This is a genomic window from Mesorhizobium sp. M0998 (assembly GCF_040318885.1).
In the GTDB taxonomy this organism is placed as follows: domain Bacteria; phylum Pseudomonadota; class Alphaproteobacteria; order Rhizobiales; family Rhizobiaceae; genus Mesorhizobium.
The window spans coordinates 317,594-332,572 of the sequence record NZ_JAMYND010000001.1 but is presented as its reverse complement, the minus strand read 5'-3'; the positions used below and the strand labels follow the sequence as shown (position 1 = coordinate 332,572).

Genomic DNA, 14,979 nt, shown 5'->3' with positions numbered 1-14,979 from the left:
TCTGGCTAGCATGTCGCGCTCCCGCGTCAGAGCGTTCCGCCCGCCGCCTCTGCCATAAAGGCCGGATCGAAGCGCAGCTTGACGTTGTTGACATCGCCCAGCGTCGAGCCATCGGGGAAGCTCATGCCGATCACGTCGACGCTCGGCGCGTTGGTACCAAGAATGCCGTGGCTGAACAGGAAGTTGCGCACCAGATCCATGGTCTTCGGCAGTTCGGCGCCGTTGGTGAATGCGACCGCCTTGGCCGGCTCGAAGAACATCGCCGTTGATGCAAGCTGAGCGTCGAAACCGGCAAGATCCGTCCCCGACGCCTTGGCCATCTCTTCCTTGGCCGCCTTGCCTTCGGGCGTGCCCGACGTCATCAGCGCCATGGCTTCATACCATGCACCGACAAGCGCCTTGCCCAAGGACGGATTGTCCTTCAGCGTCGCGGTGTTGACGACCATCATGTCGATGATCTCGCCGGGAATCTCAGTCGAATCGAATACCTTGTGGGCGCCCGGCATGGCGGCGATTTCCGAGACCAGCGGATTCCAGGTGACGACGGAAGTGACATCGCTGGTGCCGTAGGCAGCGACCATGTCGGCATCGGAGGTGTTCACCACCGTAATGTCCTTTTCGGCCAACCCCACCGTCTCCAGTGCGCGCGCAAGTAGGTAATGTGAGACGGAAAGCTCGACGAGATTGACCTTCTGGCCGGCAATATCCTTGAGCGTGGTCTTGTTCTTGAGGATGACCGCGTCGTTGCCGTTGGAGAAATCGCCGACGATCAAGGCCGTCGTGTCGACACCGCCGCCGGCCGGGATCGAAAGCGCATCCATGTTGGTCATCGAACAGCCGTCAAAGCCGCCGGCCGTGTACTGATTGATGCTTTCGACATAGTCGTTGATGCGGGTGATCTCGACATTGATGCCGTATTTATCGGCCCACTTCTTCATGATGCCGCTATCGGAAAGATAGCCCCACGGCATCCAGCCGACGTAGATCGACCAGCAAATCTTGAAGTCTTTCTTGGGCGCCGCTTGCGCGGCTGAGATGAAGGGGAGGCTGAGTGATGCGGCTAGGATGATTGTGGCCAGTTTGCGAAGCATTGCATACCCCTGTTTGCGATCCGGATTGCGTCCGAACGTCTGTTTGGGGGGTTCACGGAGCGCGCATCCGGGAGAGGTTCGCGCCAGCAAACCCGTGCAGGGTTCTCCCGGGATTTTGGCCCGCCGTGTTCCGCCGGATGCCTCAATGCATCTCAAGCGGTCGCGTCTCTTGGACCAGCACCGTGATCGACACGGCCGGAACCCTAGACGCTCTGCACGTGAACAACGAAGCAAGGGGCGTGCCAGTCCGGAAAGCCGTCCTGAGGCGGCCTTTCCCCGGATTTGCAGGCAATCGCGTTATGCTGATGCCACAAAAGTCATCGCAACGCCGACGGATTAGGCAAAGAAAATCTAGCGTCAACCAATATGAGCAGCCTTGTGCCCTGGGGAACTGCGCTGAGAAAATGGTACCCTGCTCTATAGTCGCCCCGCACATATGTCCCCAGTAGGGACACATTCAGGGGAGGGCGTGAACGCCGATCCGGATGCCAATTGGCGCCGACCCATGTGACAAGTGCGCCCGATCGTGCAAGGGCAATTCGTGAAATAAGCGCGACCGCAATGATGCTAGGGAAGCCCGATCGCGTGTCGGGAGGCAGTTGTGAAAGTTGCGATCATCGGACCAGGCTCGCTCGGGAAGGCCTTGGCGAAACGTCTTGGCCTCGCCGGGCACGAAATTCGCCTCAGCTTCAGTCGTGACGAAGGCAAGTTGCGCGCAATCGCGGCAACCCTCCGTGTTGGCTTCGGTGCCCCTGACGAAGTAGCGAGATGGGCCGACGTAATTGCCCTGGCGACGCCATGGCCGGCTCTCGAGTTGGCGATGGACGCGCTTGGCGATTTGTCGGGCAAGGTCGTCTGGGACAATACCAATGCAGTCGCGCCTGACCTTTCCACGATGCTGCTAGGCACTGCGACTTCTGTAGGCGAGGAGGTTCAGAGGCACGCGCCGGGCGCGCTTGTCGTCAAGTGCATTCCGACGTTTGCCGAATTGCTTGACAGGGATGATCCGCGTCTCAACGGCGATCCGGTGACGAGCTATGTCGCCGGCAATGACGCTAATGCCAAGGCGGCGGTTTGCCGGCTTCTCGCCGATCTACCGACAATGCCGGTCGATGTCGGCGATCTCACGGCCTCGCGCCTGATCGAGCCGATGATGCTGCTATTGGTCCAACTCGCCTATCGGCGGGGGATGGGGCCGACAATTTCCTTCAATCTCATTCGACAGGACGGAACCGGTTCATGACTGATTATCTACCCGCGCGGCGCAACGCGATTCCAGTAGGACGTCTGCTGATCGATGGCCAATGGCGCGATGCCGTCGGTGGCGAGACTTCGACGACTTTTGATCCGACCACGGAGGCGGCTATCACCGATATTGCGAAGGCGGACGTCACCGACACGAGCGATGCCGTCGCGGCCGCGCAGCGGGCTTTCGAGCAAGGACCCTGGGCGCGGATGCATCATGAGGAGCGCGCCAAGATCCTGTTTCGCATCGCCGATCTGATGGACGAGCGGGCCGAGGATTTCGCGGTGCGCGAGGCGATGGATATGGGTATGCCCTATCGCGATTTCCGCGATATCATCATGCCGCACTGCTCAGGACTGTTCCGCTTTCATGGCGGGCTCGCCATGAGCGCGATGGACGGCGCCTATCGTACAAGCTACGAACCAAATATCAGGATCCTGACGCGGCGCGAGCCGCTCGGCGTGGTCGCTGCGATCACCCCGTTCAATTTTCCCCTCGCGCTGTCCTGTTCGAAGATCGCGCCGGCACTCGCGGCGGGTAACACGGTCGTTCACAAGCCTGCGACCGACACGCCCCTGACGGCCCTCGCCTTGGCGCAAGTCATCCTCGACGCGGGCGTGCCGCCGGGCGTCTACAATCTCGTCACCGGCCCGGGCGGCACCATAGGCGACGCGCTGGTCAACGATGTCCGCGTCGACAAGATCGCCTTTACCGGGTCGACCGCCGTCGGCCAGGGCATCATGCGCAACGGTGCCGGGACGATGAAACACCTGACCATGGAGCTCGGCGGCAAGAGTCCCAATATCGTTTTCGCCGATGCCGATATCGATGCCGCGATACAGGCAGCCTTCTGGGGCATCTTCTGGAACAAGGGCGAAGTCTGCGTCGCCGGATCGCGCCTGCTGGTCGAACGCGCCTGTTATGACGAGGTCGTCGAGAAGCTGAGCGCCATGGCGAAGTCGGCGACGCTCGGCGATCCGCTGGACCCTGCGACGATGATCGGGCCGATCGCATCGCGGGGCGAGTATGACAAGGTCTTGAGCTATGTCGAAGAGGGCAAGCGCACCGCGCGACTGGCCGCGGGCGGCGGCACCCGCCAGGTCAACGGCAAGGGCCTCTTCATCGAGCCGACCATCTTCGCCGATGCGACCAACGACCTAAGGATATCGCGCGAAGAGATTTTCGGCCCCGTCCTGCCGGTGATTCCATTTGACAGCGAGGAGGACGCGATCCGGATCGCCAACGATACGAGCTACGGGCTCGCCTCGGGCATCCAGACCAGCGATCTCGGCCGCGCCTTGCGGCTCGCCGACCGGATCAAGGCAGGCACGGTCTGGCTGAACTGCTGGCACAAGTACCATCCTAATGCGCCGTTCGGAGGTTTCAAGATGAGCGGCTATGGCCGCGAGCAGGGCCGCGAGGCGTGGGAAAGCTACACCCAATACAAGACGATTTGGGCGAATCTTGGCGAACCGGTCGAGATGGCCCGATGAGCGTGCGCGATTCCAACCCACTCGACCCGCGGCATCCCAAACGCATCGCGATGGTCCTTTCCAACCCGGCTGTATCGATCACCACCGGCTGGCCTGTCGGGTTTTGGTGGAGCGAGTTGACCCATCCCTGGCTCGCCTTCACCGACCGCGGATACGAAGTCGCGATCTTCTCGCCTGAGGGCGGCAAATGCGAGGCGGATGCATTGAGCGACCCGCGCGATCCGTCCGGCTATTCGGATACGGATCTGATCTCGCTCGGTTTCCTGTCGACGCCGAAACTGGCGGCGCTGGTGGAGACGACCCGGCCCATCGCAGAGCTGTCGGCCGACGCGTTCGACGCGATCGTCGTCGCTGGCGGCCAGGCGCCGATGTTCACCTTCGAAGGCGCAACTGAGCTGCAGCGGCTGTTCGTCAACTTTTTCGCGGCCGGCAAGGTCGCGGCCGCCTTGTGTCATGGCGTCGCGCTGCTGCGCTACGCGCGCCTCTTAACCGGCGAGCTGCTGGCCAAAGGGCGCACTGTTACGGGGTTCGCCAATGTCGAGGAGGACTTCGCCGACAATGCCGTCTGGGAGATGGGCGCGCTGCCGCACGGTACGCATCTGATGCCATGGCGGATCGAGGATGAGATGCGTGCGCTCGGCGCGAACTATATTCAGGCCGGGCTGTGGCGCGATTTTGCGGTGCGCGATGGCAATTTGATCACCGGCCAGCAGAACTTCTCCGGAGCGGCGACCGCCCGTCTTGTCATCGAGGCGCTCGGTGGCTGAGGACCAAAGACCGCTCCTGTCGGTGAAGTTCGGGAGACAAACTCGCCGTCAGGGCGGGCGATGCCAAACGACATCGGCCCAATAGGATCCGGGGTCCGTCCAAGAACTCCACCTCAAACAACCACTATCAGCAGCGAGGATGAACCATGGCCGTAGTGACGACACTTGATATTGCCGGCCTGACGGCCGAAGATTATAGCCGCATCCTCGATCGGATCGGCGTGGAGAAACGGCCCGCTGGCGGCATCTACCAGCACATCGCGCATGCCACAGACGATGGTTATCGCATCATCGAGATATGGGACGACAAGGCAGGCCTGGAGCTCTTCTTGCAGGACACATTGTTTCCCGCCGCACAGGAACTGCAAGTTCAGCGTGAAATGACCATTATGACCCAGACACTGCACAACATCTTTGTGCCCCGGATTGGTGAACTGACTGCCCTGGCAAATGATGCGCCTGGTGGACCAGTCAAACGGGCAAAAGTGTAGGCATCAAGGATCGAGGATGCGGCGATCGATCATCGAAGTCCTGGAGGAACTTGCGTCCGGACGCCCGGTACAACGATGGTGACCGCGGCAAGTGCAAAGAGGTTGTTCTTTCCTGCCGGCGACTATCGCCATGCGCCGGCCGGAGTCGTTCAGCTGCGTGTGATTCGCAGCGGTTCATCCTATGCAGAGATCGATCTTGGCCGCGGGCTGCGGCGCGTCTTCACCCGCCCCGGCGACCTGCTGCTCAGTCTTCCCGAGCGTGCCACGCGGTTCAAGATCGAGGAGCCGCGAGAGCTGACGATGATCACCGTTGACTCCGCGCTGGCGTCAAGGCTCCTGGTATCCGCAGGCGGGACCCCCGAGGACCTGGTAATCCTGACCGATCGACCGATACGCGATTCGCTGGTGGCCGAGTTGTGCCGACGCCTCGAAGGCGACCCGCCAGTCAACCCGATCGTCCGCGAATGGACGCTGGGCCTGGTTTTCGCGAACCTGCTCCGTCTCGGGCATGCACGCCAGCGGCAGCAGAAGTCTCCGGTCCTAACCTCGCAGCGGTTCGACCGGGTCCTCGCTGCGATTGACGGCGATCTGGAAAAGGGGGTGTCGATCGACCATCTTGCCGGAATCGCGGGAATACCACGACGCGCCTTCACCGCCGCCTTTCGCGAGGCGACGCAATTGCCGGTACATCAATTCATTTTACGCCGCCGCGTTGATCGCGCGGTCGAGCTTTTGGAAAATAGCAATCTGCCGCTGGCCGAGATTGCTCAGCACGCGGGTTTCACTCACCAGGCCCATATGAATCGCGTCGTGACCCGATTGAAAGGGCTGTCGCCAGGCCGGCTGCGGTCTCGCAGGCGCGACGGCTGACTTGTGATCTATTCCAGCATCGAATGGCGGAGATGTGAGTTGCTGAAACGTCCGTTGGCTAAGATGCCCGACAGTTTGCGTGCAGAGCTCGAGGCCGCAAATCTGATAACTGCTTTCGAGCAACGGCCTCCCTATCAGCGCAATGATTACTTGCATTGGATCGAGCGCGCCCGTCACCCGGAAACACGCCGAAAGCGCATAAATCAGATGATTGACGAGCTTACGAAGGGAGGAATCTACATGGGAATGCAATAAGAGTTGGCATCGCCGCGAAGCTACCAGATCCGTCAACGATCATCTTCCGATCCGTGGCCTATCGAGATCGGGTGCTTTCCGCATTGATCTTCATCGATTTCCCCACGTTTTTGCGCAGAGGATGCAGAGAGCCAAATAGTGACAATCGAACCTATCCTCCATTTTCGTTTGCGGCAGGTGGCCATATGATCGTGACATCGCAAACTAATAACGTGCTCGGCAGCACGTCGGGAAGGTGGCGCGTCTGGTCGCTCTCGGACGGTTACATCGAGATGCCGGCGGACCTTCTGCGGGACCCGCAGGATAATCCGGTGCCGCAAGCTGCGTTGGCAGGGGCGCTTCGCCTGTCTGTCAATTGCTTCGCCCTCGCAGGTCCAGGCGTTGACGGCGTTCTGATCGACAGCGGAGGAGGGGCTGGGCCCCGACAGTGGGGCGTCTTGAGCAGGCCATGGCGGAAGCCAAGATCGACCCGGCTTCGATCACGGTCTTGGCGCTCACCCACGCCCATCAGGATCATGTGCACGGACTTTTGACCCCCGACGGCCGAGTGCTCTTTCCAAACTTGAAGGCGATCGTAATTCCCGAAGCGGCTGTGCAGAGCTTTTTCGCTTACGCGCACCTTGCGCAGTTCCGGCCCCTGCTGAAGGCTGTCCAGAATGGCGACCAGGTGGGTGAGCGATTGAGGGCGGTCGCCTTGCCCGGTCATGCTGCCGGTCATACCGGCTACACGTTCGACACGGACGAGGACCGTTTCCTATTCTTCGGGGACATCGTTCATGTGCCGGCCTTGCAGTTCGGCACTCCCGCGTTCAGTTGGGGCTATGACGACGATCAGCTGACCGCGCGCGCAACCCGCCTAAAGGTTTTCAGTGACGCGGCCGAGGGGGGGACGTGGATCGCCGGCGGGCACCTTGGCTGGCCGGGCATCGGTCGCGTGGTGCGTAAGGGCGAAGCATACGGCTATGAGCCGGCAGGAGGACGAGTGACCGGATAGGCGGCCCCGTGCTGGTCGGTTTATACCGCTCTCTTCGCCCAAGGCAAGGATCTCGACGAGCAGCGCGCCGCACTCCGGCGTCCTCAACGGCGGCGGTACCATCGTCCGGCCCACCAAAATATCTGATTCTTGATCCACTGGCGGCCGATCTGCCTGAGGCTTACCGGATCGGCGTCTCGCCGCGAAACAGCGGCTGGTGCGCCCGCATCAAGGCGGCAATCCGGTCGGCGACTTTCCGTACCGGCGGGGAGTGACGTTCCTCGTGATGGGTGACGATCCATTGGTCGGTTTCAAGTTCGGGGATAGGCTGAGCAACGCGAACCAGCCGCGGATCGCCGTCACCGACGAAGCACGGAAAGACCGAAAGGCCGGCGCCGGCGGCCACCAGTTCGCGCACCGAATGGGTGTTGTTGCCGCGTACGGCGATGCGGTCGCCGTGATGGGCTTGCAGCCAGCGCGCCGAGGCAATGTTTGCGCCTTCGCCGGTGACGCCGACGAACAATCCGGCGGCGATGCCATTGATCAGGTGACGTCCGGAATAAATGGCGTGGGCGACCTTGCCGCTCTGACGGCCGGCCAGCCACTGCTCGGTCGGGCGCTCGCTGCGGATGCCGATGTCGGCGGCACGGCGGCCGATGTCGACCCGGTCGGTAGTGGTGACAAGCTCTACCCTTATGCCGTCATCGACCATCCAGATCTCGCCGATATGGGCGGAAACGAAGGCCGAGGTCCATGGCCCGGCCGAGACGCGGACAATGCGGTCGGGCAGATTTCCCTCGCGCCAGCGGGTCAGCGACTGCATTGCCGCCTCGACGTCTTCGGCGCGCCGCAGCAGTTCCTCGCCGACCGGGGTCAGCCGGTAGCCGGTCTGCTGGCGCACGAATAGAGGTTCGCCGATCTGCTTTTCGAGCGCGGTGACGCGTCGTCCAAGGGTGGCTGCGCTGAGGCGCGTGGTTCCCGTCGCTGCGCTCAAGCCACCCAGCCGCGCAACGTCGAGAAACAACCTCAGATCGTCCCAGCCGATATCCATTTTGCAGAAATGAAAAACTCCTTGCGACCGTGGCTGTAGCGCAAAGCGGGCATCGTGCGCAAGTATGCAGGCATTGGAGGCGTTGGACAATCCTGCCTGGCCGGACAGGGACAAGCGCCTCGGCTGGCCAAGAAGCGAACTGAACCCTTTCGATCGCGCATGCGATTGGCGCAGAGGTTTTGCGCTTCCGACCAACCCAGGCGCGCAGGCATTCTGCGTACCAAAGGAGACGATCATGTTGGATGAACTTCGATACCGTTTCGCCCGCTGGATTGCCTATCGCCAGACGCTTGCGAGCTTGAGGCAGGCCCGGGACAGCACACTGGCGGATGCCGGCATTTCTCGCGAAGAGATCCGCGAGCGTGCCCGCCACGCCAGCTTGCGCCGTTGAGGAGCCGGGCATGCAGATGATGATGCTTTGGGATGGCCGCTCGGTACCGCGCCTCGGCATCGGCACCTGGGCGGCGGGTGGCCCCGCGCGTTGGCGTGACACGGCGACAATCTATGGCGAGGTCGACGATATCAGGTCGCAAGCCGCGCTGGCGATGGCTTATGAGATCGGCGCGCGGGTGTTCGACACGGCTGCCGCCTACGGCGCCGGCAATGCCGAACTGATCCTCGGGCGGGCGTTGAGGGGTAAGGACGAAGCCGTCATCGTCACCAAGGTCGGCTATTTCGGCGATCCCGAAACGCGTAAGATCGCACCCGGGGATGCCTCTGCCGCGGCAATCCGGACATCGATCGACAATTCGCGGCAGCGCCTGCAGCGGGATTGTATCGACGTCGTGCTGCTACATATCAACGAGTATCCGATCGAGCGCGCCGGCGAGGTGTTCGATACGCTCGGCCTGTTGCGCCAGGAGGGCAAGATCGGCGGCTTCGGCTGGAGCACCGATCACCGCGAACGGCTTGCCGCCTACGCGACGCGCGAGGGGTTCGTCGCCGTAGAGAACGACTTCAATGTGTTTACCCCGGCGAACGAGCTGATGGCCGTTGCGGCGCGCGAGAACCTCGTCTCGTTCAGCCGGCTGCCGCTGGCAATGGGACTGCTCACCGGCAAATACACGCCGGCCATGCGGCTGCCCACCAACGATGTGCGCGGCGGGAATGCCGAATGGATGGTGTTTTTCAGGGATGGCGCCGCCAACCCGCACTATCTGTCAAGGCTCTCGGCAATCCGCGACCTGCTCACCTCGGGCGGACGCACGCTTGCGCAAGGCGCGCTCGGCTGGATACTCGCCAAGTCGGCAATCGCCTTGCCGGTTCCCGGCTTCACGCGGCCCGAGCAGGTCGAGGACAATCTCGGTGCGCTGGAGAAAGGGCCGCTGCCGGCAACGGTGATGGCCGAGATCGACGCAGTGCTGAAAATTGCCGAGACTGCGTAGGGTGTGGTGAATCCGGAATTCGCATTGGCGATAATGCGACCAACTTCGATCTCTCTGATGTCTGCCGATATCGCATTTTTCTTAGTCAAGCTTCCGTGGCGCAATTGACCACGGACGGAGCGGCGGACACGCTCGAGTTGAAGGTCCGCCGCTCCGGTTTTCAGATCAAAGAGTGATGCTGCAACGGGAGATGGGTAGCGAGCTGCGCTTGAGCTGCGCTGCCGACCGCGTCGCTGTCGAGAGAGAGCGACCCGGTTGAGCTGTCAAAGATGATGTGGTGGGAACCATCATCCGTGGCCGTACCAGCAGGGGAAGTATGCAATGAAAGCCCGCCCGACTTGAGGTCGGCAAGCGCGGAGTGGTCGAGCTGGACTTTGTCCTGAAGCTTGCTGAAGTCGAAGGCATCGTTGCCGTGACCGGATGTCAGGTCGGCGACGGCGCTCTTGTGGACACCGGCGCCGGCATTTTCGTTGCCCTGGAGCAGTTGGGCGAACCCGTGGCCGGTCAGGCTGGTTGCCGTTTTCTCGGATGGGCTGCTGGTCGCGGCAAGCTCCGAGCCGGACGAAAGCGCGGGGCTCAACGCGGCCAGCACCCGGTCAACGCTGCTGCCTCCCTTGTCGCCGGCAGTATCATGGCTGGTGTCGTTGCTGCCGAACAGATCGGTCAGAGCGTGAAAACCGCCGCGGTCGGAGGGGGAAGCGGCGGTCACAGTCGAACTGCCATCGCTTGCGATGGGGTGCGAAGGCGCCGTCGCGGTCGAGCTGCCATCGCTGGTGCTATCGCCGGTGGAAGGGGCGGTCGCAGTCGAGCTGCCATCGCTCGTGGTGGCGCCGGCGGCGGTCGCAGTCGAACTGCCATCGCTTGCGATGAGGTGCGAAGGCGCCGTCGCGGTCGAGCTGCCATCGCTGGTGCTATCGCCGGTGGCGGCATGGGAAGGCGCGGTCGCAGTCGAGCTGCTATCGCCGGTTGCGGCATGGGAAGGCGCAGTCACAGTCGAGCTGCTATCGCTGGTGGCACTGCTGTCGCTGCTGGTGATGTCTGAGGCCGCAGCGGTAGTGGTGTTGTGTTCCCGGAAAACGGCTTGCAGTTCCGAGGAGCTTTCAAGCGCGGTATCGCCGTTCTGCGTTCCCCACTTGTAGGTGTAGTCGAAGGCAGGTGACGGAACCAGCTTGGCCCAATGATCCATCATGGTTTGCATCTGTTCGGTGGTGGGCATGACCTGTCTGCCGCCATCGGAAGTCTCCCAATTGCCGCCGCCAAAGGCCTGGAAGACCGGAACGATGTTGCTGATCGGGATGCCCGACTTCACCGCTGCAGCCACGGCTCGGTCGATCATGTCGTAGTCGACCGTGTCCGTTCCCGTGCGCACCGGATAGGGGTCTATTCCAAAATAGTCGATATGCGTGTTGGCCGGATTGTAGGTGTTGGTAAAATCCGGATTGGTAGGGGATCCCATATTCATCATGGTGACGAAGGTCTTGGCGCCTGGAAAATGCTCATGGATCCAGTCGGATTCCGCCTTCAGGTTCTCGGCGGTTGCATAGGTGCCCCACCTGCCCGTGGGATCGGGCTCGTCAACCAGATAGAATCCGAACACATTCGGATTGCCGAGGAAGGGGGTCATCTTCTCGATGAAGGATGAAGTTACGCCCTCGTGCTCGTTGAGGTACACCAGACCCTTCATGCCGTCCGGCAACGCGTCGACTTGCGAAGCGTACTGAACGTCAGCCAGATTGAAGCCGGCAGTTGCGATTTCGGTGGCGGATCCACCCGACGTATAATGCAGAGTTGCCATCCAATATTCCTTTTTCTGATTTCGATAGCGCCCGGCGTCTACCTACAGACGGCGTATATTAGCGCCAAATCACATACAGACACCCGTCGATAGAATCATTGACCGTTTGTAGGAATGCTGCACGGATTGTGACTTATTTTGACAGCAGCGACTTAGGACAAGATGCTTATTGTCTTCTGATGTCAGAATGATGCCATAATTGCGACTTTATTTTGAAGGCGCTGTAGTTTTTGAAGTTCCTCGATATTTTTATAATGGCTATACATTTATAGATTTTAATGCGTTAGACGTCAACTTTCGTACGGAAATTCAAAATGACGTTAACCTCTGACTCCGGGCCCCTCCACAGTTTCACTGCCCAACCAATTAGCTGTGGACAATTCGTAGGCATCTGCGCGCTCGTCACCTGGTATCGGTCGGCAGATCTCCGTGATCGAGATCAAATCAATTTAGGAAACCGCCCAAAAGGTGAGAGTAGGGCGGTTCCCAGCTGGAGAGCCTGAGGGCCTTGGCCGCCTGAGCACCGTCATGTGTCCGCCGCTCCGCTAAACACGGGGGCTGCGCGGCGGACACGCCGACGTCACCGCAATGCCACGCCATTTTGCTGAACTTGACGCACACAACTCGAACCCGCTGGGTGACGAAGGTTGAGCATCAGCCAGAAATGGGCATCCCGCTTTGGAAAAATCCGGTGCTTGAACAAAGATAAAGCGGCGGACCGTCTCGAATTGAAGGTCCGCCGTTCCGGGTCGTTCAGATCACAAGGAACGAACCTGCCGTAAGCGACAGACCTGGAGAGAGAGTGGCGAACTGTATTTGAGCTGCGCCACCGATCCCGTCGCTGTCGAAAGAGAGCGCTCCTGTTGAACTGTTGTAGATGATATGGTCGGAGCTATCATGCGCAGCCGTGCCAGCAAAGAAAGCATCGGATGAAAGGCCACCCAGCTTAAGCCCGGCAAAAACGGCGTCGTCGAGCTGGATCTTGTCCTGGAGCTTGTTGAAGTCGGTGACCTTGTCGATATTGCCGGGTCCAAGGGCGCTGTTGAACACGAATGCATCATTGCCTCCGTTACCGGTCAAGATGTCAGCACCGCCGCCACCATTGATGATGTTCGCGCCGGCGTTGCCCTGGATGGTCTGGGCAAAGGCGTTGCCGGTCAGGTTGATTGCAGACGTACTGGACGGATTGGTGGTGGCGAGGAGCTCGATCTGCGAGCCGGCCAAAAGGGCATGGCTCACCGAGGCGAGCACTTTGTCGCTGCCGCCGCCCACTGCCTCGTAGACTTTGTCGCCGGCGTTGTCGACATAGAAGGTGTCGTTGCCGCCATAGCCGACCATCTTGTCGGCGCCGCCGCCGCCATTGATGATGTTGGCGCCGGCGTTGCCCTGGATGGTCTGGCCGAATTCGTTGCCGCTGAGGTTCATTGCCGTCGTCCCGGACGGGTTGTTGGTGGCAAGAATCTCAATCTCCGAGCCTGCTGAAAGCGTATGGCTCACCGAAGTGACCACCCTGTCGGCGCCGCCACCCACCGCCTCAATTACCCTGTCGCCGGCATTGTCGACATAGTAGGTATCGGGGCCGCCATAGCCAGCCATCGTGTCGGCGCCACCGCCGCCATTGATGATATTGAATCCGGCATTGCCCTGGATGATTTGGCCGAATTCGTTGCCCGCGAGGTGGATTGCCGTCGTGCCGGACGGATTGCTGGTGGCGAGAAGCTCGATTTCCGATCCGGCCGCAAGCGCATGACTTACGGAGGCGAATGCTTTGTCGGTACCGCCGCCCGCAGCCTCGATCTCCTTGTCGCGGATGTCATCGACATAATAGGTGTCATTGCCGCCATAGCCGATCATCGTGTGGCCGCCGGCGCCGTGGAACACATCGTCGCCGCTGGTGCCATACAAGGTGTCGCTTGTGTCGACGGGAGGCGGTTCGGTCCCAGTCGTTGCGAGGTTGTGCTCCCGGAAAACGGCTTGTAATTCCGGAGAACTCTCTAATGCGGTGTCGCCGTTCTGCGTTCCCCACTTGTAGGTGTAGTCGAAGGCAGGTGACGGAACCAGCTTGGCCCAATGATCGATCATGATTTGCATCTGTTCGGCGGTGGGCATGACCTGTCTGCCGCCGTCGGAAGTCTCCCAATTGCCGCCACCGAAGGCCTGATAGACCGGAACGATGTTGCTGATCGGGATGCCCGACTTCACCGCTGCAGCCACGGCTCGGTCGATCATGTCGTAGTCGACCGTGTCCGTTCCCGTGCGCACCGGATAGGGGTCTATTCCAAAATAGTCGATATGCGTGTTGGCGGGATTGTAGGTGTTGGTAAAATCCGGATTGGTCGGGGATCCCATGTTCATCATGGTGATGAAGGTCTTGGCGCCTGGAAAATGCTCATGGATCCAGTCGGATTCCGCCTTCAGGTTCTCGGCGGTTGCATAGGTGCCCCACCTGCCCGTGGGATCGGGCTCGTCAACCAGATAGAATCCAAACACATTCGGATTGCCGAGGAAGGGGGTCATTTTCTCGATGAAGGATGAAGTTACGCCCTCATGCTCATTGAGATAGACCAGGCCTTTCATGCCATCCGGCAATGCGTCGACCAGCGAAACATACTGAACGTCAGCTAGATTGAAGCCGGCGGTTGCGATTTCGGTGGCAGAACCACCCGATGCATAGTGCAGAGTTGCCATCCATAATCCCTCATTTTGATTCGATAGCGCCCCGCGGATGTCTGCCTACTAGAGGGTGTATATTAGCGCCAAATCACATACATGCAGGCTCTGATAGAATGGTTGATCGCCAATAGGAATGCTGCACGGAAGGAGTAACCTCCATGGACATAATAAATAAAGGACAAGGAATATTACCTCGCTAGGGGCCGTAGTTTTATCCGGACTATCTGGCTTAATTGAAAGACATATAGTTTAATATCTAAATTATACCTTGCATTTCTCTGAAATAAACTTTTGAATTATGTTTGTATCTAACTGTTCACCCGCGCATTGAGTGATCAGACAGACGTTCGCCTAAGAGCCAGACCCCTCCACAGTCTCACTCCCGCAACCAATTAGTTGTGGATAATTCGTAGGCGTCCCCGCGTTCGTCGCGTGAAATCGGTCGGCAGATCAGGTTGCCGGCATCGGTACGGTCGAATCGGCTTATCCGCTGATCGCAAGGAGGCAGGTTGCGCCAGGAGTTGTGGCTGAGGGGGCCGACTATCATGCCTGGTAGCACAAGCGGGACAAACTGAGGCGCGAACCCGGACCGGGAGCTTAGGAATCCGATGCGCCCAGCGTAGAGCAGCCGTACAACGCACGACTGTGGGAAGCGCTTTCTTCGGTTGCCTTATCAGTTGCAAGTCCGGCTTGGCCGAACCCCTAGAGTTCGAGGCGCAATTCATCCGCGTACCCGTTCCTATGCACCACTAGATGCCGTCGAGGCGGTTCGCGATTCCCGTAAGGGCGTGATCCCTATGCAGTTTGCCTCATTCAAACAGACGAGGACAGTATGCAAGCCTCCTCCTACCGTATCCTTTCACGCGCACAGAAGTAACGAAGCAAACCC

The 14,979-nt window shown here is 60.3% G+C and carries 13 protein-coding genes and 1 riboswitch; of the genes, 9 read left to right on the top strand and 4 right to left on the bottom strand.

Translation table 11 applies throughout. The annotated features are described in order from the left end of the window. Positions 1-26 precede the first annotated feature (26 nt). Positions 27-1,091, bottom strand: a complete 1,065-nt coding sequence (locus NKH59_RS01640) for a putative urea ABC transporter substrate-binding protein (RefSeq protein WP_353020686.1) — start codon at positions 1,089-1,091, stop codon at positions 27-29. A 102-nt stretch (positions 1,092-1,193) separates the two neighbouring features. Continuing rightward, positions 1,194-1,309, bottom strand: a riboswitch (guanidine-I (ykkC/yxkD leader). A gap of 383 nt (positions 1,310-1,692) precedes the next feature. Between NKH59_RS01640 and NKH59_RS01635 the strand changes: the two genes are divergently transcribed. From NKH59_RS01635 to NKH59_RS01605, 7 genes are all read left to right on the top strand, one after another. Next, entirely contained in the window at positions 1,693-2,334 is a 642-nt protein-coding gene (locus tag NKH59_RS01635) for an NADPH-dependent F420 reductase (protein ID WP_352474465.1), read from the top strand. Then, positions 2,331-3,830 (top strand): aldehyde dehydrogenase family protein, encoded by a 1,500-nt coding sequence (locus NKH59_RS01630; protein WP_353020684.1) that lies wholly within the window; start codon positions 2,331-2,333, stop codon positions 3,828-3,830. The genes NKH59_RS01635 and NKH59_RS01630 overlap by 4 nt, the downstream gene beginning before the upstream one ends. After that, positions 3,827-4,597, top strand: a complete 771-nt coding sequence (locus NKH59_RS01625) for a type 1 glutamine amidotransferase domain-containing protein (RefSeq protein WP_353020683.1) — start codon at positions 3,827-3,829, stop codon at positions 4,595-4,597. Before NKH59_RS01630 ends, NKH59_RS01625 begins: the two co-directional genes overlap by 4 nt. A 146-nt stretch (positions 4,598-4,743) precedes the next feature. Continuing rightward, the gene (locus tag NKH59_RS01620; RefSeq protein ID WP_023679472.1) at positions 4,744-5,088 is read left to right on the top strand and encodes a hypothetical protein; all 345 of its coding nucleotides are present in this window, start codon (positions 4,744-4,746) and stop codon (positions 5,086-5,088) included. 75 nt (positions 5,089-5,163) lie between these two features. Then, the gene (locus NKH59_RS01615; protein ID WP_352685785.1) at positions 5,164-5,958 is read left to right on the top strand and encodes a helix-turn-helix domain-containing protein; all 795 of its coding nucleotides are present in this window, start codon (positions 5,164-5,166) and stop codon (positions 5,956-5,958) included. A gap of 63 nt (positions 5,959-6,021) precedes the next feature. Then, entirely contained in the window at positions 6,022-6,213 is a 192-nt protein-coding gene (locus NKH59_RS01610) for a YdeI/OmpD-associated family protein (protein WP_352587523.1), read from the top strand. Positions 6,214-6,640: 427 nt separating this feature from the next. Further along, the gene (locus NKH59_RS01605; RefSeq protein WP_353020682.1) at positions 6,641-7,207 is read left to right on the top strand and encodes an MBL fold metallo-hydrolase; all 567 of its coding nucleotides are present in this window, start codon (positions 6,641-6,643) and stop codon (positions 7,205-7,207) included. Between the two features lie 160 nt (positions 7,208-7,367). Here the strand turns inward: NKH59_RS01605 and NKH59_RS01600 are convergent, their stop codons facing one another. Continuing rightward, complete coding sequence (locus tag NKH59_RS01600; protein ID WP_353020680.1) at positions 7,368-8,237, bottom strand: LysR family transcriptional regulator; 870 nt, start codon at positions 8,235-8,237, stop codon at positions 7,368-7,370. 235 nt (positions 8,238-8,472) lie between these two features. On the opposite strand from NKH59_RS01600, the gene NKH59_RS01595 reads away from it, so the two are divergent. Continuing rightward, a complete protein-coding gene (locus NKH59_RS01595) occupies positions 8,473-8,628 on the top strand; it encodes a YjiS-like domain-containing protein (protein WP_156937304.1) in 156 nt (51 codons plus the stop codon). A gap of 10 nt (positions 8,629-8,638) precedes the next feature. Continuing rightward, positions 8,639-9,622, top strand: a complete 984-nt coding sequence (locus NKH59_RS01590; RefSeq protein ID WP_353020678.1) for an aldo/keto reductase — start codon at positions 8,639-8,641, stop codon at positions 9,620-9,622. 160 nt (positions 9,623-9,782) lie between these two features. On the opposite strand, the gene NKH59_RS01585 is transcribed toward NKH59_RS01590, so the two are convergent. Together NKH59_RS01585 and NKH59_RS01580 are read right to left on the bottom strand one after the other, a co-directional pair. Further along, complete coding sequence (locus tag NKH59_RS01585) at positions 9,783-11,417, bottom strand: calcium-binding protein (RefSeq protein WP_353020676.1); 1,635 nt, start codon at positions 11,415-11,417, stop codon at positions 9,783-9,785. A gap of 753 nt (positions 11,418-12,170) precedes the next feature. Beyond that, positions 12,171-14,105, bottom strand: coding sequence for a calcium-binding protein (locus tag NKH59_RS01580; protein ID WP_352817183.1), 1,935 nt, complete (start codon positions 14,103-14,105; stop codon positions 12,171-12,173). Between the last annotated feature and the right edge of the window lie 874 nt (positions 14,106-14,979).

What these genes read in the sequence shown, in the direction of transcription:
- NKH59_RS01630 (WP_353020684.1), top strand. Translation starts at nt 2,331, where the DNA reads ATGACTGATTATCTACCCGCGCGGCGCAACGCGATTCCAGTAGGACGT.
- NKH59_RS01595 (WP_156937304.1), top strand. Translation starts at nt 8,473, where the DNA reads ATGTTGGATGAACTTCGATACCGTTTCGCCCGCTGGATTGCCTATCGC.
- NKH59_RS01585 (WP_353020676.1), bottom strand. Translation starts at nt 11,417, where the DNA reads ATGGCAACTCTGCATTATACGTCGGGTGGATCCGCCACCGAAATCGCA.
- NKH59_RS01615 (WP_352685785.1), top strand. Translation starts at nt 5,164, where the DNA reads ATGGTGACCGCGGCAAGTGCAAAGAGGTTGTTCTTTCCTGCCGGCGAC.
- NKH59_RS01640 (WP_353020686.1), bottom strand. Translation starts at nt 1,091, where the DNA reads ATGCTTCGCAAACTGGCCACAATCATCCTAGCCGCATCACTCAGCCTC.
- NKH59_RS01625 (WP_353020683.1), top strand. Translation starts at nt 3,827, where the DNA reads ATGAGCGTGCGCGATTCCAACCCACTCGACCCGCGGCATCCCAAACGC.
- NKH59_RS01610 (WP_352587523.1), top strand. Translation starts at nt 6,022, where the DNA reads ATGCCCGACAGTTTGCGTGCAGAGCTCGAGGCCGCAAATCTGATAACT.
- NKH59_RS01600 (WP_353020680.1), bottom strand. Translation starts at nt 8,237, where the DNA reads ATGGATATCGGCTGGGACGATCTGAGGTTGTTTCTCGACGTTGCGCGG.
- NKH59_RS01620 (WP_023679472.1), top strand. Translation starts at nt 4,744, where the DNA reads ATGGCCGTAGTGACGACACTTGATATTGCCGGCCTGACGGCCGAAGAT.
- NKH59_RS01590 (WP_353020678.1), top strand. Translation starts at nt 8,639, where the DNA reads ATGCAGATGATGATGCTTTGGGATGGCCGCTCGGTACCGCGCCTCGGC.
- NKH59_RS01580 (WP_352817183.1), bottom strand. Translation starts at nt 14,105, where the DNA reads ATGGCAACTCTGCACTATGCATCGGGTGGTTCTGCCACCGAAATCGCA.